The sequence below is a fragment of the Acidithiobacillus sp. 'AMD consortium' genome (genome assembly GCF_008926505.1).
GTDB lineage: Bacteria > Pseudomonadota > Gammaproteobacteria > Acidithiobacillales > Acidithiobacillaceae > Acidithiobacillus > Acidithiobacillus ferridurans.
The window spans coordinates 1,292,104-1,312,288 of the sequence record NZ_CP044411.1; the positions used below are offsets into that span (position 1 = coordinate 1,292,104).

Here is a 20,185-nt window from a genome sequence, read left to right on the forward strand (position 1 = left end):
CCGGGAACAGGCAAAGCCGCAGCGGGGATCGGAGATCGAGTAGAGATTTGGGAGCGGGAATGGACAAAATTGGGGACTTCGCGTTCAGTGTGTTGGTATACACTTGCTACTGGATCAGCCTTGGCGTGGAAAAGCGTCAAGGCAGTGCCGAAGATCGTGTTTTGTGATACCTGTCCGAAGTATATGGCTCCGTGATTTCGATACCCTGGGTGAACTACCTGCTGGCGGGCTTCGGGATGGTTGTACGGTAACTGAGCGGCGTACTCCTCACAACCGGACCCAGCGGCTTGACAGGTGTATAATTTGGGATACACTCCTCCACATGATCAGCATCAAAAACGACGGCGACTTTTGATCGCTGGCTCCATGGCCTGCGGGATCGCAGGGCGAGGGCGCGCGTTCGGGTGCGAATCGATCGCATGGAGTTGGCCCATTTTTGGCGACTGCGAACCCGTCGGAGAGGGCGTATCCGAGATGCGTATCCATTACGGTCCCGGCTATCGGGTGTACTTCAAGCGGTTTGGCCTGGAACTCGTCGTGCTTCTGGCCGGAGGCGACAAATCCACGCAATCGGCCGACATTGCCCTAGCATTGAAGTTGGCACGACAACTGGAGGGGTGAATCATGGAAAAATTGGAATTGCACACATGGGACAGTGCCGAGCACCTGAAAACCGAAGAGGACATTGCGGCTTATCTCGACGCCTGTTTTGAAGAGGCGGGGGATGACGCGGCCTTCATCGCCAGGGCGCTGGGTACCGTTGCCCGCGCGCGCGGCATGACCCGGCTGGCCCATGACGCCGGCATGGGCAGGGAAAGCCTCTACAAAGCCCTTTCCGGAGAAGGCAACCCCAGTTTTGCCACCATTCTCAAGGTAGCCAAAGCCTTGGGTGTGCGCATTCGCGCCGAAGCTCTGCACGTCTGACCGGATCATTGCTGGGGTCATTCCGGCATCCTGTCAGCGGCTTATCGCATCCAATCCTCTGCCACAGGTGGTTTTTGCAGTCATAGTGTCACCACCACGTCGTCGGCGTTGATCTCGCTGGGCCTTTCGATCCGCCCGGACTACGCCGCATTTGAAGCTGGAAAATCGTTTTTGTTTGCCTACGGATTTCTGGTGCTCTCTTCCCTGTATGCTGCGCATACTGCGCCTCGCTTTTGGGAGACGGTAATTTTGGCGTTATCACTCTATTTCGTGCCAGTCGTATTTCAAGGGGTACTTGCCGCCTTTAGCGAATGGAGTCAGAAACGAGACGATCTCATGGCCTACCCGATGTCTGTTTTTTTGCGGGATATCCGAATCCTCGAAAATCAAAGAAAACTATTTTCCTTTGATTGAGGGGCGGGCTTTCGTTCGTTTAGGATCCCCGCGCAGATCCCTTTGCGCATGGCCCCAGTATCCGTCCCGCCGAATCTGCTGCTCCGTGGGGTAGCTATCGTCTCCGCGCCCGATCTATACCCAAATGGAATAATAGCGATAGGGATAGATTCATGGCACTGCCCATCACGGTAAAAATCAAACTCACGGGTACCTACGCCGACAAGGTGCGGGTTGAAGCGGCATCCCGGCGCATGTCTTTGGCGGCCCTGACCGCCGAGTATGCCATGCGCGGGCTCGATGCAGAGGCGCAAGATGGCAGCGAACTGGCCGGTTTTGAGCGCCGGATTGTTGCAACCATACTGGCGTCCAGAAGTGACCTCGAAGCCGTACAGGCCGAGCTCGACACGGTGGCCGCGATGCTCGACACCTTCGTCAAACTCATGCTGGTTCACCTGCCGGAACCGGGCACGGAGAAGGAGGCAACCCAGGCTTCCGCCCTGGCCCGGTATGAACGATTCATCCAGCAGGTCGGCACGGCCTTCGAAGGTGACCGTCCGCAGGCCCTGAAAAAGATCGGAGAACTGATTCAGCAGCGGATCGGGACGGCGGAGGAAAATCAGTGAATATCCACGCGCACGATCAGCAGGAACAGCAGGCCCATGCCCGCCGGATCGAGCAGATGCGGCGCATTCTGGGGCCGGAGATCGCCGCCCTCTTCGATGACACTGGCGTCGTCGAGATCATGGCCAACCCCGACGGACGGGTCTTTGTCGAGCGTCTGGGGTCGGGAATATCCCCCCTGGGCGAGATCGATGCGAGCCGTGTCCAGTCGCTGTTAGGGCTCATGGCCGACTACCTGCATACCACGGTGAGCCGTGACCGGCCCATCGTCGAGGGGGCCATGCCCATCGAGTTCCTGCGCAGCCGCTTTGCCGGCGCGATTCCGCCCATGGTGGAGGGCGCGTCTTTCAGTATCCGCCTCCCGGCCCGTTCGGTGTACACACTCGATCAGTACGTTGAGGCGGGCATCATCACGGCGGCGCAGATGGACACCCTCTCCGATGCCGTGCTCTCCCGCAAGAATATCCTGGTGAGCGGTGGCACAGGATCCGGCAAGACCACCCTGGCCAACGCCCTCATCGACCGGATCTCCAAACTATCCGATATCGGCACCCGCATCGTGATTATCGAAGATACCCGGGAGCTCCAATGCACCGCTCCCAATGTGATCCAGTTCCTGACCGACGATGATGCGGGCATCGACATGACGCGCCTCTTAAAGCTCACGTTGCGCTATCGGCCCGACCGCATACTGGTGGGCGAGGTCCGCGACAAGGCGGCCCTGGCGCTGCTCAAAGCCTGGAATACGGGGCACCCGGGCGGCATCGCCACCCTGCACGCCAACAACCCCGAAGCGGCCTTGTTGCGTTTGGACCAGCTCTGCCAGGAAGCGGGTGTTCCCGCGCAGCAGACGCTGATCCATGAGGCGGTGGATATCGTTTTGCAGATTGCCCGTGACCCGAATCATCCTGCTGGTCGCAGGATTTCGGCCATCCTCAATGTGAAAGACGGCGTGCTGATCTCGTGATTCCTCAAACGAAGTGACGTTTTTCTCGCCAATCGGAGGTGGTAAGTAATGAATAGGCAAACAAAGACGTCTATGAGTCGGTTCATGATGTTGTGGCTCATAATTACATGGGCGATTCCGACGGTTTTGGAAATATACCGACCAGGAGGTCCTCTTTGGATAGGCATAGTAGCGGCTGGTTCACTTTTACTCTTCGTATTTTTTATCGTCTTGATAAACAAATCGCTGATTGTCAAATACTATACGCAAAGAGCATATGCCATCACCATGTTGATCACTGCTACCATAGCTATAATCACCAGAATGGTACTCGTTATAGGAGCTTACTGGATAAACGTGTCTATCCTAGTATATCTTGTATCTGTGATAGGATTTATTGCCAGTCTCACCTCGTTATTACTTTTTAACTACGAGGCTTTTGAAGATTGACATCTGCTGATCTGTCGGAACAGTTGCAAATATAGCAATATTCCTCCTTTGCAGGATCACATAGTCTCCAGAAACATTACCATTGGAAAGATAAGGTGAAACGACAAGATGCTCAGCTCCGATGAATCGTATATCAACTTTGTTAAAGTCCTTAGTTTGCGATGAATAAATATAGGCTCCGGGCTTGGCTATGCCCGTGAGATCTATCAGGAACCTCGGGTATACTGGTATTATGACTGCCAATATCATAATCAGGTAAGTCGCTTTTATCAGCGACAACAGCTTCTTTTCGTTGAAATGGCGTCCTGCAATTTTATAGCTCACCAAGCTAATTAATAAGGTTATCGCCGTAACGGCCAGATTGCTAATAAGCCTGCTTAAAGATCCCTCGTTATCAACCCACAAGAATACTACAAACATCACTGTACAAATAGATATACCAAACGGTAGGACCCACCCATCCGCCTGTCTCAGATCTCTAGAGGTCATTAAATATTTTGCAAAAAGGCCAGGAGCAGAAGCAATAAAATAAACGTATAAAACAACAGCAGGCCCTACGACAAATATATAAGGAGCAAGTATTATCACTCCAGACAATGTTGATGGAGCGTAATGTATTTGAAAAAGATATGCGAATACAACGATAACGCCATAAAGTGAAGCCGCCCTTATCACCACCGTAACTATAGGCGCATAAACATGTTTGTGACGTCTGATCATGTCGTCGATCAGCATCATTATGGATTTTGTATTGATCATTTGTTTTTCCTAATGCAACTCAACTTGAGTACCATCAAGCCTCCCAGCCGTGAATCGTGATTCACCCGCCTTGAGACTGGCGGAATCAGAGGCGCGCGATCGGGCCTTTACGCCTGATCCTCTTGCCCCCTAAGGTATACCAAAACCCGCCGATCTATACCCGCGCAAGGACAAATGCGTGTCCGTCCACGAAAGGGTGTTCACATGAAAAAGCGGTTGAAGGCAATATTCTCCGGGGTTCGCAAGGTCAGCGCCGCGGGCCTCATGGTCCTGGCCCCCGGCATGGCGTTCGCGTCCACATCCGGCGGTGTGTTTTCTCCCATTGCGGGGCCGCTGAATACGGTCCTGACGGGTATGCAGGATTTGGGCGGGCTGGTCGCCGCTGGCGGCTTCGTCGCGACGGGACTTTCCTGGTGGCATGGCGGCGAACACAAAAAGGCCATGATGATTGGCATGGGTGCGACGGTCGGGGGCATTGCCATGGCCAATGCGAAATCGCTCGCCACCAGCATCACCGGCGGCGCCACGATGGGCCATGTGGGCATCCTGGGCCTCGCCGCATCACACGCGCTGCACGTCGTGGGGCTCTAGGCCATGGCGGCGGAGCATACCCGCCGTCTCCCGCTCCACCCCTCCCTGACCAAGCCCATGCTCGTCGCGGGGGGTGAGCGGGAGGCCACATTTGCCCTTTGGTTCGTCTGTCTCTCTATACCGGTTCTGGTCTCTCTCTGGTTCATCCCGGTGGGTCTCATCGTCGGCGGAGTGGGGCAGTCGTTTCTGCGAACACTCGCAAAACACGACCCGCAATCCTTTGGCGTCGTGCGTCGCCACTGGAGCCAGCAATCCGTCTACCTGGGCGGGGCCAGCGCTTATGCGCCAGTCCAATACAAGGCCCCTAAAGAACAGACGCAAAGTGCCGCGTCCGGTGGCGTGCTCAAGGCCTTGGCAAACCTCATGAGGAAGAAGAAATAATGCGCTCCCTGAAACAGTACCGCGATAAGGCCCTGGGCCTTCCCGATCTCTTGAACATCGCTTTTCTGGTGGATGGCTGGCAGACGGATGCCGGGGAAATGGCCATCGCGCTGCAAAAAGACGGGAGCTTTCTGGCGGGGTTCCGCTATGACGGGCCTGATCTCGAGAGCCAGTCCACGCAGGATCTGGAGGCGCTCTCGGCCACCTGGAACAACGCCATCGCTCGATTGGGCACAGACTGGGGTGTGCATGTCACGGCGATTCGCGAGCCGGCCGACGGCTATATCGACGAATCGGAGTGCGCCTTTCGCGACCCGGTGTCGCGCCTCATCGAGGCCGAGAGGCGGGCGCAGTTTGGATCGGAAACCCATCACTATGTCAGCCGCTATTACCTTACAGTTGCCTGGCGAACGCCCATTGATGCGGAAGTGCAGTTGGTACAGTCCATGATCCAAAAGAAAGCCGGTAAACAACCCGGGCAGCTGGCCGATGCGGCATTCCGGGACACGCTGGCCCGCTACCGGCAGGTGATTGAAGTTATCCTGGGCATTTTCAGGCACGGATACCGGGTGAAGGCCATGGATGCCGACGCCCTGCTGACCCATATCCATGAGTGCCTGACCGGCGCCACGCATCGCGTCAATGCGCCCCGGATTCCGGCGTATCTGGATGCCCTCATCGGGCACCATGATTTTGTGGGCGGTCTGGAGCCGTCCATGGACGGGGAAGAGATTCGCGTCGTAACGGTTCTGGGCTATCCCAGCATGACCTTCCCCGAGATGCTGGAGAACCTGCATAGCCTGCCCATTCCCCTACGCTACACGCTCCGCTTCCTGCCCCTTGATCCGCCGGATGCGGTGGCGGACATGGCGAAGATCCGGGATCGCTGGTTTGGCTCCCGGGCCAACATGAAATCCCTGCTTACGGAGAAGATGACGGGCGAAGCCCAGGGACAGTTGTCCGCCGACGATACGGTGGTGAACCTCGCCTATGACGCCAAGCAGGCCGTCAATGAGGCGCGGGAGGGCGCTGTGAAGTTTGGCAACTTCACGCTATCCGTCGTGCTGCGTTCCGCCGATGAAAAAGTGCTCGCGGACCGGATCAAGGCGATCAAGACCTTCTTGGACAATGCGGGCTATGTCGCCCACCTGGAAACGACCAATACGGTGGAAGCGTTCCTGGGCAGCCTCCCGGGTCATCTCTATGAGAACATCCGCCGGCCACTGATGCACTCGCTGAATGTTGCGGATTTCGCGCCCAAGACGGAAATCTGGGCCGGTGAAGCGCGTTGCCCGAGTCCGCTGATGAATTTGTCTGACGGCCGCAAAGCTCCGCCCCTGCTGTACGCGGCGACCACGGGAAATACGCCCTTCCGACTGAATCTCCATGTCGGCGATCTGGGGCACAGCCTGATTGCCGGCATGACCGGGGGCGGAAAGAGTACGCTCCTGGCCCTGTTGGCCGCGCAATGGCAACGTTATCCCGACAGCCGGGTGATTGCCTTCGACAAGGGCATGAGTCTCTACGCCCTCACGGAAGCCATGGGTGGGCAGCATTATGATCTGAACGGCCCGACCTCCGATCTGTTTTTTGCACCCCTGCAGCACGTCGATGATCCGGCCGAGGCGGCTTTTGCGGCCGACTGGGTGGAAGCGTTGGCCACCTTGCAGGGCATGACGATCACCTCTACGGAGCGTTCGGCCATTCGTGACGCTGTGCATGGCCTGGCCCGGGAATCCGGGCGCTCGCTCACGGCGCTGCTTCAGATGATCCAGAACCGGGGGATCAAGGATGCCCTGCAGTATTACACCCTGACCGGGCAAACGGGGAAGCTGCTTGATGCCGAGAGTGACGGGCTGTCGATGGCCGATGCGAGCATGATCACTTTCGAGATGAGTCACCTGATGAACGGCGGCCCGGCGGAGCACCGGGTAACGGTTCCGGTACTGCTGTATCTGTTCCACCGGATCGAACAGATGCTGGATGGGCGACCCACCCTCATTCTGCTCGATGAGGCCTGGACCTTTCTGGACAACGAGCTGTTTCTGGCGAAGTTGCGTCAATGGCTGAAGGAACTGCGGAAGAAAAACGCCGCCGTCGTTTTTGCCACACAGTCCCTGAATGATCTCAAGAACAGCTCCTTGCTCCCGGTCCTGAAGGAGTCCTGCCCGACGAAAATCTTCCTGCCCAACCGGGCTGCCACCAGTCCGGACCTCAAGCCCCTGTACATCGACATGGGGCTGAATGATCGGCAAATCGAGCTGGTGGTGGCGTCCACGCCGAAGCAGGACTACTACCTGTCCACCCCAGAGGGGCAGCGCCGGATTCAGTTTGGCATGGGTCCGGTCACCCTGGCTTTTTGCGGTGTCTCCGATCCGCGTGAGGTCAAGAGGGTAGCGGAGCTCAAGACGCAGCACGGCGATCGCTGGCCGATCGCCTGGCTGAAAGAGCGGCTGTCACCCAGCATCCGGGATGGGTGGGTGAGCTATGCGGAGTCCCTTTACCAGGGAGAACGGGCATGAAAAAGCAGATCGGTGTGGCGGTTCTTGGGTCCCTGTTTGCGGCCTTGCCAGTTTTTGCGCTGGGCGGCGATTCCGCGACAATGGCGCAGTTGCAGGCGGAGAACGCCGCGATCACCGCAGGAAACCTTTCGGTGAACCCGCAGGCGTCCTTGCAGGCCATTACCCCAGTGGGGCAGGGGGGTGGAACCGTATCCTCCGAATGGCAGGCCGTCCAGGCGGACAATGCGCTGACGCAATCGCTATCGCAGTAAGCGACAGGCATCTCCACCCAGCCCTGATCTATACCCATGGAGTCCAGATGATTGCGCCGGGATCGGCGCAGGGAGGTTTTCGATGAGCATCCAAAGCAAGGCAGTCATTCTGAGCGTGAGCCTGGCTCTATTGCCGGCGCCCGCCTTTGCCGTCAGTGAAGTGGCCGGTGCCACTTTCCCTGAACAGATTGTCCAGGAAGCGACGTCTGTTCAGCAGTTGGCGAAGCAGGCGCAGGAGGTAACGACACAGATCAGCATGTACGCCAACGATATCGAGCGCTATCAGAACATGGTGACCAACACCCTGAACATGCCGGCGGCCATGTACGCCCAGATCTGGAATCCGCTGGTGGGATCCATTCAGAAACTGACCAGCATTTATAGCCAGGCACAGGCGCTGGGCTACGCCGGGCAGAATATCGGCGCTGAACTCGCGCAGGAGTATCAGGGGGCTGGCAGCTCCATCCAGAATCTGTCCTCCGTCTATGCCAACTGGAACCAGACGACCAACACCGACATGGAAGACGCTCTGGAGTCCCAGCACCTGGCGGCGCAGAACTTCGCGACACAGGATGCATCCATGCAGACGATCCAGAATGAAGCGCAGACAGCTCAAGGCCGGGAGCAGGTGGCCGCTGCCGCAGTGGCTGCGGCCAACGTCACCACCAAGTCGATCCAGCAACTGGAGCAGATCACCATGGCTGGACAGGATGCCGTACTGGCGTATCAGCGGCAGAAGAAGGCGGAAAAGAACGTGACTGCGCAGGAGGCATCAGACGGACTCTTTTCTGGTGGCACGAACAACCCAAGCCTTTTGCCTTGAAGGAGATGATGATGAAAAAAGCGCTATTACTTGCAGTGCTGGGCGCCATGCTGGCCGGTTGCGCACACCAACCTGTGTACACCGCGCAGTATTACCGGACCCACAAGGCAGCGCTCAAAAAGGAAATCGCCTTCTGCGCGAAGGCGAAAAAGGTTTCCGATAGCGAGGCGAAGAACTGCCGGACGGCGCAGGCGGTACAGTCGGAGGAAGAGGCGGCAAATGGGCTCTTCTCCGGCGGTACGAACAACCCCGCATTGCTGCCGTAAGGAGCGACCAGGCTTATGCGTGGACACCGCAGGTTTCCGTGGATCATGGGCATGCTTCTGGGTGCCGTCCCCGGCATTTCGTTCGCAGCGGGTTCGGGGTCGTTGAGTCAGGTACAAAGCCTTTTGCGAGGCAAAATTCTTCCCTGGCAAAGTGTCATGCAAACGGCGGCCACGGATCTGTTCTACGTCCTGGCGGCGGTCGAGTTCTCCGTCCTGTTTCTGAACCATGTTCTGCAAAAGCGCGGGCATGAGGATCTCTTTGCCGGTATCATCAAGAAGGTGGTGACGCTGGGGTTTTTTCTGACCCTGCTCGACAACTCCGGGACCTGGATTCCCGACATCATCAATGGTCTGGCCGGTGGAGCGCACGCGCTCGGAGTGACGGCCGTGACACCCGGGCAGATCGCGACGGAGGCTCTTCAGGCATTTCTCGGGATCGTGCTGTCTCCAATAGCTGCCGCCACCCACAACCTGGGCAATACCTTCAGCGACATTTTCAGTGGTAACTTCTCCGCGGCTTTTTCTTCTGCGGGCAAAGCGGTCGCCAGCAGCAATCCGGCATCGCTCCTGGTAGAGACCCTCCTGGCGGGGATCATTGGCCTGCTGGCAGGCGTGGGCATTCTGGTCATGGCCCTGGAGTTCCTGATGGTCCAGATCGAGAGTTACCTGGTGATTGCCCTGGGCGTGATCATGCTGGCCGGCGGCGGGCTGCGCTGGACGGCAAAGTATGTCGGCAGTTATTTCGATTACGCCATCAACGTGGGTGTCCGTCTTTTTATCCTGACCGCGCTGGCGTATCTGGTGACCTACAGCATCGTGCCGCTGATCCAGACGATCCTGGAGAATGTCACGAATCCTTTGCAGGCTGGATTCGAGGTGCTTATTCTGGGTGCCCTCATCGCCCTGTTGCCCCGCAAGGCCTCCAGCATTGCCAGTAGCCTCCTGTCCGGTAACTCATCCTTCTCCGGCGGAGAACTGGCCAAGGAAGGCGGGATGATCGCTGGTGGTACGGTAGCACTGGGAGCGGCTGGCGTGGGCCTGGCCGCCGCTGCGGGCGGGGGGCTTGCCGCTGGTGGACTCTCCGCGGCGGCGGGTGCTGGAGGCGGTGCTGCCGGAGGGGCTGGCAGTCTTGCAGGCGGCCTTACCGGGGCGGCGGGCGCGGGAGAAACCGGCGCGGCGGCTGGTGTGGCGGCACCGGAAGCTGGGGCGATGTCCGCAAGCGGTGGCGCGAGTTCCGGCGCGGGCGCAGGGAACGCCGTACTGGCCCCCGGCATGGGTGGTTCGGCGGGTAGTGAGGCTCCACAGGCAGCCAGGGCTGTGCAGGCTCCAGCGCCCATTACGCAATCCACTGGCCAGCAAAACCCATCCAAGGGTGTCGAGGCGCCGAGCCAGGAAACTGTAAAGGAAGCGGGCCAGGATAAGCGGAACGATCAGGAAATGAGTGCAAGCGAACCCTTCGCAGGGGGCGAACCCCAGCCCGACGCGCCGCCCGTCCCGGTCAATGCGGTTCCGGCGCCAGAACCCGTCAGCGCGCCTTCCGGCGGTGGCGGTCAGGGAAGCACGGCGGCTCCGGCTCCGGGTGCGGCCGTGAGTGGCGGTGCCACGATGGACGATGTGGTCGAGCAGCTGAAACAGATGCAGGGGCAGCCCAAGGGAGTGGCGGATAGGATCAAAAAAGGTTTTGCCGGTAGATTTCTAAAACATGTGGAGGAAATAACTACGGCAAAATCAAATCAAGTCCAGAAGAACGCCATAGATTCCAGTCACCCAAGAGATTTTGATTGATGGCCTGCTCTTGACATGGCGGGATATCCGTGACGGTATACCACAAACAACGGGATTGGCAGGGCCACGGGCCAGGATATCTGAAATGACCGCAACGATTTTTCGTTATAAACCTAATGGCGAGCGGGACTATTACCTTGAGCAGATAGAACGCGAGGCGGCGGAGCTTCGCGCCCGGCCTGTGGACGGCGAGCTTTGGGCGTATATTTTTTGTCTTCCCATCAGGGCCCTCGCTTTTGTCCTGTTCCTACCCGTCCGCTACGGCTACGGCAAGCAATATCTGTGGGCGCTGCTTTTCCTGTTTTTCGTGGCTCCCGTCACCCTTTTCGTTGGGGCGTTTGTCTTGGGAGTCCACGCACACCCCCAGGCATTCCTTGCGTTCTGGCAGACGTATGTCATCCGGCACCCGGGAGCAGCCTCGTGGACTTGGGCGATTCGGGGATTCACGGATCTCTGCCGTTGGTAAGGGATATCCGGTGGGACCAAGGCCAGTCCCACGATAGCCAGGAGTTCTTCTGGTGGGAGGGGGACACGTTGGTGGTCAACATTCTGGGCAAACCCAGCGCGGGCCGGGATCAAGACATAAGTTGTCGCCTTTCTGAAAATAGAGTCAGACGTAGGGTAGGGGCGGAAAGTGGATTATCGAAATGACGAATTACTGCTCTCCCTGATATCAAGAACATAGTAAACTATTCCCAGGCACAATATAGAAATTCCATAGCCAACGATGATGGCGGCGTGCAGTGGTTTTGCGTCTAGCAGAATGTACTCTCTCGAAATGCCTAATATCGCAATGAGGACAACGGTTTTCACGCGGACTATTTGTCCACGGTGTTGAATGGAATGGAAAATCGTATGGTTAAATTCCAGGGCCATCAATAAACTCATGATGGATCCAAAGACGACTGGAAACTGGTCTTCCTGCACTACAGCGCCTGGCGTGTTGATTAGATGCGCGACGCTGGAAATCAGGTTCCAAAGAGCAGCCATGATGAGAATCGAAAGCAATAGCGAAATCACTAATGAGACGATCTGCTCGAAACGTTCGTAAATCGTAAGAACCGTCCAGTTTGTGCGGAGTCTTTCAAGAAACCATCTGTTCCTCATCGCGTGATCTCCAGTCTCTATTTCGCATTATTTATTCTTTCTTTTTTGAAATACGTAAATATTCATCACCTGATACGTAAATATTCATCACCTGAAATGCTATTAATAACAGAAAGACAGTGGATGTTGTCGTGTAGCATATCGGCCATGATATGCCAGAAATGAAGAAATCAACACCTGTCATGACGGATGTCCATAGAATTATGCTTTTTATATGATTTATATACATATGAATCAGATCCTTGCACAGCGCCATTGTTTATCTGGATGATTTTCTTGCCATTGCCTGACCGCTGCTTGTGGAATCTGCTCTGTCAAGCAGCGGTGAATGGGCACCATGGAGACACCAACAAATGGATAATCACATCCCGAACAATCTCCACTTCGACTATCGTGTGGGCAGCGTAATCACGACGAAAATACTCCCATGGTGATTGCGAATACGCATGGAAATGGGTGTATTCGCAGGGAGAGATTTCACCAGTTGAGCCAATTGTTCAGGGCTGGTTACCCGCAGTTGGTTGATGGACAAAATCGCCATTCCACTCCGTAGGCCAATAAAAGATGCTGGCCCCGGATAGACGGACTGAATCAATACGCCGTGATCCACCCCGAGTTTCTGCTGCTCCTTTGGTCCCAAGGTGCCAACGCGTACCCCTAGACGACGAATGTCGATGCTCTGTTGATCGGCAGCCACCAGCATCTTTTGCGGCATCTCGCCGACCTGAACCTGCAATGTCCTGGGCTTCCCGTGATCGAGGATGCCGATGGGCACAATCCTGCCTGGTGGTGTGTCACCTACTAATGGAGGGAGCGTGCTAACGTTGTAAATAGGACGGTGATCATAAGCCACGATCACTTCCCCGGACTTAATGCCCGCTTTTGCCGCAGGACTCGAGGGCATAACCTGCGCGATCAATGCGCCTACTGGTTCCGGAAGGTGCATCGCCTGCGCCATTTGTGGCGTCACCGACTGAATTTCGACACCCAGCCAACCAAATTTTACTTTCTGATGGCGCTCGAATGCATGAACGGCACGCATTGCGGTATCAATCGGGATGCTGAAGGATAACCCCATGTAGCCGCCATCGTTAGTATAAATCTGATCATTGATCCCGACGACCTGTCCACGCATGTTGAAAAGCGGACCGCCAGAATTTCCAGGATTGATGGGCACATCGCTTTGAATGAATGGTATGTACTGATTATCATGAGGTAGTGATCTATTCATGGCGCTGACCACGCCTTGGGTTACGGTGTTATAGAGTCCAAACGGCATACCAATAGCCAGCAGCCACTGACCGACCTGAAGGTTCTTTGAGTTCCCCAGTTGTACGATAGGCAGATCGTGGGCATGAATCTTCAGCAACGCGGTATCATAATGGACGGATAATCCGACCACTTTGGCTCGATACGCGTGATGATTATTCAGGGTCACCATAATATGGTGCATGCCTCTCACGACATGTCCCGCCGTGACGATGTAACCGTTGTGAGAGATGATGAATCCAGACCCGAGAGCCTTGGTCACCTCCTTTTCCGGGGGCGTGTAATTTGGTAGCCCACGAAAGAAACCAAAAAACGGCGAGTCTTTCGGAAATGGATTAAAAAACCCCTGATGTTCATGAACTATTTTTGTGTCAGAATCGCTGATTCTAACGATTGCGTTGCCATATTTTTTTACGATTGGGCTAAAGTCCGGTATCTTGACCAATCTTGGCCTTGTTTCTGCCTCACTTGGTGAGGGCAGAGGCGTAATGGTATGACCTGATTCCCCAAAAACCCATCCCGTTGCTCCCAGTCCGAAACCCAACGCAACGGCAACAGCAAGGGATACTATATAGCGTGGTCTTTTCCATTGGATTTTTCTCATGACGCACCTCTATCGTATGCTTCTTAACACTTAACTCTCTATCAAGGGAGCTATCCACGGCCTGTTTCCGCTTCCCGGTGGTGGTTAGTCTTTGTCGTCCACAAATCCGATATGTCTGGTGAAGGTTTGTAAATTCGGCAGCCCGGGACGAGATAATCCGGATTGATATGCTGCATCCTGGCCTGCTCTGATGTCTTACATGCGTATATATCACCGGCCACCTGCGTCAAATGGTTTGACAACTGGGCGAATGCCGGAACAGAGAAGGACAACGGCAGGATGATGGCAGGTAACACCATTTTTGGGTGTTCATTTGAAGTCCTCCAGACAATTGGCAGGGTTGTACCTGTGCCGTTTCTGCTAAATCGGATCAGACACCGATCATCTGGATCAGTTCCACTATGAAGTTATCAATTTCCAATATGTTATCACCCGTTCCAGGCGATATCATGGAGGAAGTGAGACCTCATGAAAATACACGAGGCCTCACCCCTATCGCTCAGGAAATCGCAATCTTTTTGCGTTTGGCAGATTCTGTTTTAGGCAGAGTCAACTCTAAAACACCATCTTTGTATATGGCCTTGGTTTGATCGCCATTCACATCTGCAGGGAGCTGCACGGTGCGAGAAAACTCTCCATATCGACGCTCTCGGTAGATATAATTCCCTTCTTCCCGAGAGCTATCTTCTTCCTTGACGCCACTGATATAGACCTGGTTACCGTGTACCTGGACATCCAGCTTATCCTTATCTACGCCGGCAATCTCCGCCTTCAATACAAAAGCGTCATCGTGATCAAGGACATCAATATGCGCGATTTGGGGTTGCGTGGCCTGTCGGGTAATGAAAGGAGAAAATACTCCAGGCCACACTGTTTCTATTAAGTTTTCCAAAGGTTCTACCTGACGAACACTCTTGACCACCGGACGTGAAACTTCATTTGCCATTTTACACCTCCTTCACGGGCATCAATAGGACGCCAGCCAAGCGACTGTACGCCTGGACTCTGGCATGCAACGTTATGGGTACGAGTTCAGATGATTTCAAGGGGGGCTTTAGGCCTTTTGGAGGAAACTGAACCGCCCCGGGTTTCAAATAGCCTTCTGCCTGGGGCAGTGACTTGAGCTTGTCATAGGGCGTCATCATGTTTTCGTAGCGGTAGAGCTTGCGTTGTTTGCCTTTGGTATCGGTGCGGGTTTCCGGGAAGAAGCAGAGGCGGTGGAAGTTGATATAGGGGTTGAGGTGTTGCTGGTTGAAGGTGTTGATCAGCGCCGCCCAGCGTTATGGAATATGGCTGTAACCGAATAGCTTTCTCACCACGGCGCCGTTTTTGCTTTCGGCCCGGGCGTTGTCATTGGAATGACGTGAGCGGGACTTGGTGAACTCGATGCGCAGTTTCTCCAGCAGCTCTGCGACCCGTTTGTTGATGTATTCCAAGCCGTTGTCGGAGTGGAAGCCGAGCACGCTAAAGGGGAAGCTGTCCAACAGCTGTTCCAGGGCCGGAATGAGGTGCTGCTCGCTGATTTTCTCGACGCTCACGACGATCTCAAACTGTGTCTGTTCATCCACCGCGTTGATGTGATACACGCCTTTCTGTTTGTCCAAGTCGCCTTGATGAACCGTATCGATGCGGATATAGCCGGGTCGACCGTTGGGCTGGGGTTGGCGCCGCTCGCCGAGCGTTGACGGCTTGGGTCGGGTCTTTGCAAAGTGGCGCCGCTGGCGAGTGTAGATGGTGGATTTTCTCAGGTTATAGAGGTGGTTCACGGAGATCGAGGCCAGCCGCTCATACTCGGCCTGACCGAAGACCGCGCAGGCGCGCTCACACAGCTTCTTGATGGCCTGACCGCAGGACGTGTCGTGGCGCTCATCCATCGCCGCCAGCAGGCGGATATCTTTGGCGGTGTACTGGTGCTGGAAACCAGCCACGGTGCGCTGGCGGCGCTGTAACCGACCGTGTTGGCGATACTGGGCAATCAGCCGGGTGATCTGCTGACGGAAGTAACCACTGATTTTCATCAGATAGCGGATCACCATCCCTCCATCATGAACGGAGCCCGATTCCGTTGCAGCTCACTCCAGACTCATTTCATGTTGGAAACACGATCCACCCTTCAGACTCATTTCATATTGGACAAGGCCCATTGTTGACGGAAACAGTAACTCTAACTAAGATCTATGCCGACCGGTCGGTATGTAACGGATACAAGTGAAGGAGGTCATCATGCAAGTAGGTTTCATTGGATTGGGGCAGATGGGTTCGGGAATGGCGGCCAGACTGCTAACTTCCGGAGAGAATATCAAGGTGTTCAACCGCACTCCCGAAAAAATGCAGGCTCTTGCGGACCAAGGTGCACAAGCCGCCAGCAATCTTCAGGACTTTGCAGATGCCGATGTGGTATTCACCATGCTCGCCGATGATCCTGCCGTGACATCCCTGGTTCTGGAAGAAAACGGCCTGATAACGCAGTTGCGGCCGGGGGCCGTGCATGTGTCCTGCAGTACCATCAGTGTTGCCCTTTCAGCGCAACTGGCCGCAGCCCATGCCAAAGCCGGACAGGAGTATCTGGCCGCACCGGTTTTCGGAAGACCCGATGCTGCGGCTGCTGGCAAGCTGTTCCTGGTCTTGGCGGGAAAACCGGAACTCATTACCCGTCTGCAAACACTTTTTGACGTGATAGGTCAACGCAGCTTTGTGGTGGCAGAGGCACCGGAAAAGGCCAATCTGGTCAAACTCAGTGGTAATTTTTTGATTGCTTCGGTCATTGAATCGCTGGGTGAGGCCATGGCGCTGGTGGAAAAAGGGGGGGTAGACCGCCATGCCTATCTGGATCTGCTGACCTCTAGCCTGTTCAATGTGCCCCTCTACAAAAACTATGGTGCACTGCTTGCCGACCGGAAATTTACGCCTCCAGGCTTTGCCGCGCCCTTGGGCCAGAAAGATATGCGTCTGGTTCTGGCAGCAGCGGAAAATCTGGATGTCCCTCTGCCTCTTGCAAGCCTCTTGCGTGATCGCTTTATTCGCCTTGCTGCTGAGGGCGGTGCCACCCGTGACTGGTCTGCCGTAGGCGCATTGGCCGCGCAGGATGCCGGTCTTCTGCCCTGAAAGTCGGTGATACTTCACAAGGAGAAACCATGTCTGAGCTGAAATTCCATCCATATCGTCAACCAGCGGGAGGCTGGGGGGCGCTTCGCGCTTCCATGCAGAGCCTGCGCCAGCAAGGCATTCTCTCGGCAGGAACTGCCCTGCTGCTGAAGTCCAATCAGGCCGAAGGTTTTGATTGCCCGGGCTGCGCCTGGCCCGACCCCGATGCCCACTCCACCTTTGAATTTTGTGAAAACGGGGTGAAGGCCGTTGCTGCCGAAGCCACCAGCAAACGCGTAACGGCCGATTTTTTTGCCCGGCATTCCGTGCGCTGGCTTGCCCAGCAAAGTGATTATGATCTGGAAGAATTCGGCCGTCTGACGGAACCGATGATGTATGATGCAGCCAGCGACCATTATCAACCCGTTTCCTGGGAGCAGGCATTTGCCCAAATAGCCCGTCACCTGCACGCGCTCGAATCCCCCAACCAGGCTATTTTTTATACGTCCGGCAGAACTTCTAACGAAGCAGCTTTTCTCTATCAGCTTTTTGTCCGTGAGTTTGGTACCAACAACATGCCGGACTGCTCCAACATGTGTCACGAACCTACCAGTCTCGGAATGCCTGAATCTATTGGTATTGGCAAAGGTACTGTCACCCTGGAAGACTTTGACCATGCCGACACACTGCTCCTCTTTGGTCATAATCCTGGCACCAATCACCCGCGTATGCTGGGCACCTTGCGGGATGCGGCCAAGCGCGGCTGCCTGATTCTGGTTTTCAACCCGCTTCGGGAACGCGGCCTGCAGCGGTTTGTGAACCCTCAGGATCCCGGCGAGATGCTCACCAATCATGGGACCGAAATCGCCACCCATTATTATCAGCCCCGCATTGGCGGCGACTATGCCATTGCCCTCGGCATAGCGCGTTATCTGTTGGAGCAGGGCTCTCTGGATCAGGATTTTATTGACATCCATACCGAAGGTTTTAATGCTCTGAAAAAAATTGCCCTGGATACCCCTTGGGCAGAAATTGAGTCAGAAAGCGGTCTCAGCCATGCCGAGCTTATGGAAATCGGTAAAATTTATGATTCGGGCAAAGCCAGCATCATCACCTGGGGAATGGGCATCACCCAACACAAGCATGCCGTCGCTACCATTCAAATGCTGGTCAATGTGCTCCTATTGAAAGGGAATATGGGTAAGCCAGGAGCCGGAGCTTGCCCCATTCGCGGGCATAGTAATGTTCAGGGCGATCGCACCATGGGGATATGGGAACGTCCCGCTGCCGATTTTCTGGATCGTCTGGGTAAGGAGTTTGGTTTTGAGCCGCCCCGAGAACCCGGCCATGACGTCATTGGCAGTATTGCCGCCCTGGAAAAAGGCGAGGCCAAGGTGTTTTTCGGGATGGGAGGCAATTTTGCCAACGCTACCCCGGATACCCAGCGCGTACATGAAGCATTGCGCCATTGTGAACTCACCGTACATGTGACCACCAAACTCAATCGTTCTCATGTGGTTCACGGGAAAAATGCCCTGATTCTCCCTTGTCTGGGTCGGACGGAAATAGATATTCAAAATGGTCAGCCCCAGGGCATCACCGTTGAGGATTCCATGAGCATGGTGCACATTTCCCAGGGAATTCGGGTGCCGGCTTCCCCACAACTGAAATCCGAATGTGCCATCATTGCCGAATTGGCTGAAGCCACTTTGCCCAACAGCAAAACTCCATGGCGCGCCCTGGTAGAGGATTACGACCGGATTCGCGACCGCATCTCAAGAGTGGTTGCGGGGTTTGAGGACTTCAATGCCCGGGTCCATCAACCCAGAGGGTTTCATCTCGATCTGCCGCCTCGCTCCCGACGCTGGACAACGCCATCCGGCAAGGCTCAGTTTATTGCCCAGCCATTGCATCACATCACTGAAGGCCGCTTTGTTCCCAAAAGTACGGCGCGGATTTTCAATCTGATGACGATTCGTAGTCACGATCAGTACAACACCACTATTTATGGGTATGAAGATCGCTACCGGGGGGTATCAGGTGCCCGCAATATTTGCTTCATGCATCCGGAAGACATGGCTGAATTGGGTTTTGCAGAAAATTCGCTGGTGGATATTATTTCGCACTGGACTGACGGCGAGCGCGTTGCCCGGAGTTTTCGCCTGCTGCCTTATGATATTCCCCGCTCCTGTGTGGCGGGTTACTATCCCGAACTGAATGTGCTGGTTCCTCTGTCCAGCCATGCAGACCGAGCCAACACCCCGACTTCCAAATCCATTCGGGTGACCTTTCACGCGGTGACCAAGCGTGACGACTGAGTCTGTTCCAGAATCGGCCACGGAGGATTGGGTCATCGCTCTGCTGCAAGCACTGTGTAATGAACCGGTCATTTCTCTGGCAAAAATAGGGAAACAGATGAATTTGCGGCGTAGTCAACTGGAACGTCTGTTGTTACTGCTTGGTGAAAATGAAAGCTGGGGTGGTATGGGTTATCTGACCCAAAGCGAACAACGTGGTCGTGCTGTGATCCTTCTTACCCAGAAAGGAAAGGATTTATGCGCATCCATGGCGAATTAGATAGTTGCATCGGCTGGTCAGCAGCGACTTTGCTGACCGGAAAAGGGTTATCGGTTGCCCACCAGGAAGCTGTCCTTGAAGAACGGGCAGTATCCATTGTCATCAACGGTCAGGCTTATGCGGTGATGATGGTGACGCCGGAGCATCTGGATGATTTCTTTATGGGTTTTCTGTGGAGCGAAGCCATTATTCACGGCCCCGAGGAAATTATCGCCTGGGAACGGATGACCGAAAATGGCGCCTGGGCCATCTACCTCCAGCTCACGGCAGCAGCTGCAGAACGCGCGCAACACAAGCGTCGTCACGTCCTTGGCGGAAGTGCCTGCGGCTTGTGCGGGACACCACTCCTGGCCGGGCTCATTCCCTTTGCGCCACTGGAAAGCAGTTTTTGCTGCAATCCGGCCTCCATCCGCACTCTCATGGTCCAGATGCAGGAGCGACAGGCGCTCAACCACAGTACCGGGACAGCCCATGCAGCCATTCTCGGCTATCAACGGGATTATCTGGTGCGCGAAGATATTGGTCGCCACAATGCGGTGGATAAAAGTATTGGTGCAGCCATTCAGCATGGGCTGAGGCCCGGCGAAGTCAATGTGCTGGGGATTTCCTCGCGCCTGAGTTTTGAAATCGTCCTCAAAGCCATTGGCTTTGGTATTCCGGTGATTGCGGCTATTTCCGGGGTCAGCAGTCTCGCTATCAAGCTGGCTGAAAGCCATGGTGTTACCCTGATTGGTTTCGCCCGGAATGATCGCATGACTTTGTATGCCCACCCCGAACGCATCCAGAAAGACTGGGTGCCCGCACTTTCCCCGGTTTGTGATTATTAACC

At 55.4% G+C, this 20,185-nt stretch carries 21 protein-coding genes and 1 pseudogene; 17 read left to right on the forward strand and 5 right to left on the reverse strand.

Annotation, left to right across the window (positions count from 1 at the left end; translation table 11 throughout):
• The first annotated feature begins 371 nt into the window (after positions 1–371).
• From F6A13_RS15975 to trbB, 5 genes and pseudogenes are all read left to right on the forward strand, one after another.
• Positions 372–621: pseudogene (locus tag F6A13_RS15975) on the forward strand (type II toxin-antitoxin system RelE/ParE family toxin).
• A gap of 3 nt (positions 622–624) precedes the next feature.
• On the forward strand, positions 625–924 hold the full coding sequence (locus F6A13_RS06780) for an addiction module antidote protein (protein ID WP_012536655.1): 300 nt from the start codon (positions 625–627) through the stop codon (positions 922–924).
• A gap of 108 nt (positions 925–1,032) precedes the next feature.
• The gene (locus tag F6A13_RS06785) at positions 1,033–1,338 is read left to right on the forward strand and encodes a hypothetical protein (RefSeq protein ID WP_146235838.1); all 306 of its coding nucleotides are present in this window, start codon (positions 1,033–1,035) and stop codon (positions 1,336–1,338) included.
• A 152-nt stretch (positions 1,339–1,490) separates the two neighbouring features.
• Positions 1,491–1,943: a hypothetical protein gene (locus tag F6A13_RS06790; RefSeq protein WP_012536656.1), complete on the forward strand. Its 453-nt coding sequence runs from the start codon at positions 1,491–1,493 to the stop codon at positions 1,941–1,943.
• On the forward strand, positions 1,940–2,908 hold the full coding sequence (trbB, locus tag F6A13_RS06795; RefSeq protein WP_012536657.1) for a P-type conjugative transfer ATPase TrbB: 969 nt from the start codon (positions 1,940–1,942) through the stop codon (positions 2,906–2,908). The genes F6A13_RS06790 and trbB overlap by 4 nt, the downstream gene beginning before the upstream one ends.
• A gap of 396 nt (positions 2,909–3,304) precedes the next feature.
• Here the strand turns inward: trbB and F6A13_RS06800 are convergent, their stop codons facing one another.
• Positions 3,305–4,096, reverse strand: a complete 792-nt coding sequence (locus tag F6A13_RS06800) for a hypothetical protein (RefSeq protein WP_012536659.1) — start codon at positions 4,094–4,096, stop codon at positions 3,305–3,307.
• A gap of 204 nt (positions 4,097–4,300) precedes the next feature.
• Between F6A13_RS06800 and F6A13_RS06805 the strand changes: the two genes are divergently transcribed.
• From F6A13_RS06805 to F6A13_RS06840, 8 genes are all read left to right on the forward strand, one after another.
• A complete protein-coding gene (locus F6A13_RS06805; protein WP_012536660.1) occupies positions 4,301–4,687 on the forward strand; it encodes a TrbC/VirB2 family protein in 387 nt (128 codons plus the stop codon).
• 3 nt (positions 4,688–4,690) lie between these two features.
• The gene (locus F6A13_RS06810; protein ID WP_012536661.1) at positions 4,691–5,068 is read left to right on the forward strand and encodes a VirB3 family type IV secretion system protein; all 378 of its coding nucleotides are present in this window, start codon (positions 4,691–4,693) and stop codon (positions 5,066–5,068) included.
• Positions 5,068–7,590 carry a conjugal transfer protein TrbE gene (locus F6A13_RS06815; protein WP_012535917.1) on the forward strand — a complete coding sequence of 841 codons (2,523 nt, stop codon included), beginning with the start codon at positions 5,068–5,070 and terminating at the stop codon, positions 7,588–7,590. Before F6A13_RS06810 ends, F6A13_RS06815 begins: the two co-directional genes overlap by 1 nt.
• Positions 7,587–7,841 carry a hypothetical protein gene (locus tag F6A13_RS06820; RefSeq protein WP_012536662.1) on the forward strand — a complete coding sequence of 85 codons (255 nt, stop codon included), beginning with the start codon at positions 7,587–7,589 and terminating at the stop codon, positions 7,839–7,841. The genes F6A13_RS06815 and F6A13_RS06820 overlap by 4 nt, the downstream gene beginning before the upstream one ends.
• Positions 7,842–7,923: 82 nt before the next feature.
• The gene (gene trbJ / locus F6A13_RS06825) at positions 7,924–8,664 is read left to right on the forward strand and encodes a P-type conjugative transfer protein TrbJ (protein WP_012536663.1); all 741 of its coding nucleotides are present in this window, start codon (positions 7,924–7,926) and stop codon (positions 8,662–8,664) included.
• An 11-nt stretch (positions 8,665–8,675) separates the two neighbouring features.
• Positions 8,676–8,930, forward strand: coding sequence for an EexN family lipoprotein (locus tag F6A13_RS06830; RefSeq protein WP_012536664.1), 255 nt, complete (start codon positions 8,676–8,678; stop codon positions 8,928–8,930).
• 15 nt (positions 8,931–8,945) lie between these two features.
• Positions 8,946–10,715, forward strand: coding sequence for a P-type conjugative transfer protein TrbL (trbL, locus tag F6A13_RS15790; RefSeq protein ID WP_012536665.1), 1,770 nt, complete (start codon positions 8,946–8,948; stop codon positions 10,713–10,715).
• An 85-nt stretch (positions 10,716–10,800) separates the two neighbouring features.
• Positions 10,801–11,181, forward strand: a complete 381-nt coding sequence (locus F6A13_RS06840) for a hypothetical protein (protein WP_012536666.1) — start codon at positions 10,801–10,803, stop codon at positions 11,179–11,181.
• Between the two features lie 173 nt (positions 11,182–11,354).
• Here F6A13_RS06840 and F6A13_RS06850 read toward each other — a convergent pair whose 3' ends face one another.
• The 4 genes from F6A13_RS06850 to F6A13_RS06865 form a co-directional block, all read right to left on the reverse strand.
• Positions 11,355–11,822 carry a phosphate-starvation-inducible PsiE family protein gene (locus F6A13_RS06850; RefSeq protein ID WP_012536667.1) on the reverse strand — a complete coding sequence of 156 codons (468 nt, stop codon included), beginning with the start codon at positions 11,820–11,822 and terminating at the stop codon, positions 11,355–11,357.
• A gap of 388 nt (positions 11,823–12,210) precedes the next feature.
• On the reverse strand, positions 12,211–13,695 hold the full coding sequence (locus F6A13_RS06855; RefSeq protein ID WP_012536668.1) for a trypsin-like peptidase domain-containing protein: 1,485 nt from the start codon (positions 13,693–13,695) through the stop codon (positions 12,211–12,213).
• 499 nt (positions 13,696–14,194) lie between these two features.
• Positions 14,195–14,641, reverse strand: a complete 447-nt coding sequence (locus F6A13_RS06860) for an Hsp20/alpha crystallin family protein (RefSeq protein ID WP_009569199.1) — start codon at positions 14,639–14,641, stop codon at positions 14,195–14,197.
• Positions 14,642–14,975: 334 nt separating this feature from the next.
• On the reverse strand, positions 14,976–15,731 hold the full coding sequence (locus tag F6A13_RS06865) for an integrase catalytic domain-containing protein (RefSeq protein ID WP_049756717.1): 756 nt from the start codon (positions 15,729–15,731) through the stop codon (positions 14,976–14,978).
• Positions 15,732–15,918: 187 nt separating this feature from the next.
• Here F6A13_RS06865 and F6A13_RS06870 point away from each other — a divergent pair, with 187 nt between their 5' ends.
• Genes F6A13_RS06870 through fdhD form a run of 4 tightly spaced genes read left to right on the forward strand, consistent with a single transcriptional unit; the run spans position 15,919 to position 20,183 of the window.
• A complete protein-coding gene (locus tag F6A13_RS06870) occupies positions 15,919–16,800 on the forward strand; it encodes an NAD(P)-dependent oxidoreductase (RefSeq protein ID WP_012536669.1) in 882 nt (293 codons plus the stop codon).
• 29 nt (positions 16,801–16,829) lie between these two features.
• Complete coding sequence (locus tag F6A13_RS06875; protein ID WP_012536670.1) at positions 16,830–19,097, forward strand: FdhF/YdeP family oxidoreductase; 2,268 nt, start codon at positions 16,830–16,832, stop codon at positions 19,095–19,097.
• Entirely contained in the window at positions 19,087–19,356 is a 270-nt protein-coding gene (locus F6A13_RS06880) for a hypothetical protein (protein ID WP_009569193.1), read from the forward strand. Before F6A13_RS06875 ends, F6A13_RS06880 begins: the two co-directional genes overlap by 11 nt.
• Positions 19,335–20,183, forward strand: a complete 849-nt coding sequence (gene fdhD / locus F6A13_RS06885) for a formate dehydrogenase accessory sulfurtransferase FdhD (RefSeq protein ID WP_009569191.1) — start codon at positions 19,335–19,337, stop codon at positions 20,181–20,183. The genes F6A13_RS06880 and fdhD overlap by 22 nt, the downstream gene beginning before the upstream one ends.
• The last annotated feature ends 2 nt before the right edge of the window (positions 20,184–20,185 follow it).

What these genes read in the sequence shown, in the direction of transcription:
- F6A13_RS06780 (WP_012536655.1), top strand. Translation starts at nt 625, where the DNA reads ATGGAAAAATTGGAATTGCACACATGGGACAGTGCCGAGCACCTGAAA.
- F6A13_RS06790 (WP_012536656.1), top strand. Translation starts at nt 1,491, where the DNA reads ATGGCACTGCCCATCACGGTAAAAATCAAACTCACGGGTACCTACGCC.
- F6A13_RS06800 (WP_012536659.1), bottom strand. Translation starts at nt 4,096, where the DNA reads ATGATCAATACAAAATCCATAATGATGCTGATCGACGACATGATCAGA.
- F6A13_RS06805 (WP_012536660.1), top strand. Translation starts at nt 4,301, where the DNA reads ATGAAAAAGCGGTTGAAGGCAATATTCTCCGGGGTTCGCAAGGTCAGC.
- F6A13_RS06810 (WP_012536661.1), top strand. Translation starts at nt 4,691, where the DNA reads ATGGCGGCGGAGCATACCCGCCGTCTCCCGCTCCACCCCTCCCTGACC.
- F6A13_RS06815 (WP_012535917.1), top strand. Translation starts at nt 5,068, where the DNA reads ATGCGCTCCCTGAAACAGTACCGCGATAAGGCCCTGGGCCTTCCCGAT.
- F6A13_RS06820 (WP_012536662.1), top strand. Translation starts at nt 7,587, where the DNA reads ATGAAAAAGCAGATCGGTGTGGCGGTTCTTGGGTCCCTGTTTGCGGCC.
- trbJ (WP_012536663.1), top strand. Translation starts at nt 7,924, where the DNA reads ATGAGCATCCAAAGCAAGGCAGTCATTCTGAGCGTGAGCCTGGCTCTA.
- F6A13_RS06830 (WP_012536664.1), top strand. Translation starts at nt 8,676, where the DNA reads ATGAAAAAAGCGCTATTACTTGCAGTGCTGGGCGCCATGCTGGCCGGT.
- trbL (WP_012536665.1), top strand. Translation starts at nt 8,946, where the DNA reads ATGCGTGGACACCGCAGGTTTCCGTGGATCATGGGCATGCTTCTGGGT.
- F6A13_RS06840 (WP_012536666.1), top strand. Translation starts at nt 10,801, where the DNA reads ATGACCGCAACGATTTTTCGTTATAAACCTAATGGCGAGCGGGACTAT.
- F6A13_RS06850 (WP_012536667.1), bottom strand. Translation starts at nt 11,822, where the DNA reads ATGAGGAACAGATGGTTTCTTGAAAGACTCCGCACAAACTGGACGGTT.
- F6A13_RS06855 (WP_012536668.1), bottom strand. Translation starts at nt 13,695, where the DNA reads ATGAGAAAAATCCAATGGAAAAGACCACGCTATATAGTATCCCTTGCT.
- F6A13_RS06860 (WP_009569199.1), bottom strand. Translation starts at nt 14,641, where the DNA reads ATGGCAAATGAAGTTTCACGTCCGGTGGTCAAGAGTGTTCGTCAGGTA.
- F6A13_RS06865 (WP_049756717.1), bottom strand. Translation starts at nt 15,731, where the DNA reads ATGGTGATCCGCTATCTGATGAAAATCAGTGGTTACTTCCGTCAGCAG.
- F6A13_RS06870 (WP_012536669.1), top strand. Translation starts at nt 15,919, where the DNA reads ATGCAAGTAGGTTTCATTGGATTGGGGCAGATGGGTTCGGGAATGGCG.
- F6A13_RS06875 (WP_012536670.1), top strand. Translation starts at nt 16,830, where the DNA reads ATGTCTGAGCTGAAATTCCATCCATATCGTCAACCAGCGGGAGGCTGG.
- fdhD (WP_009569191.1), top strand. Translation starts at nt 19,335, where the DNA reads ATGCGCATCCATGGCGAATTAGATAGTTGCATCGGCTGGTCAGCAGCG.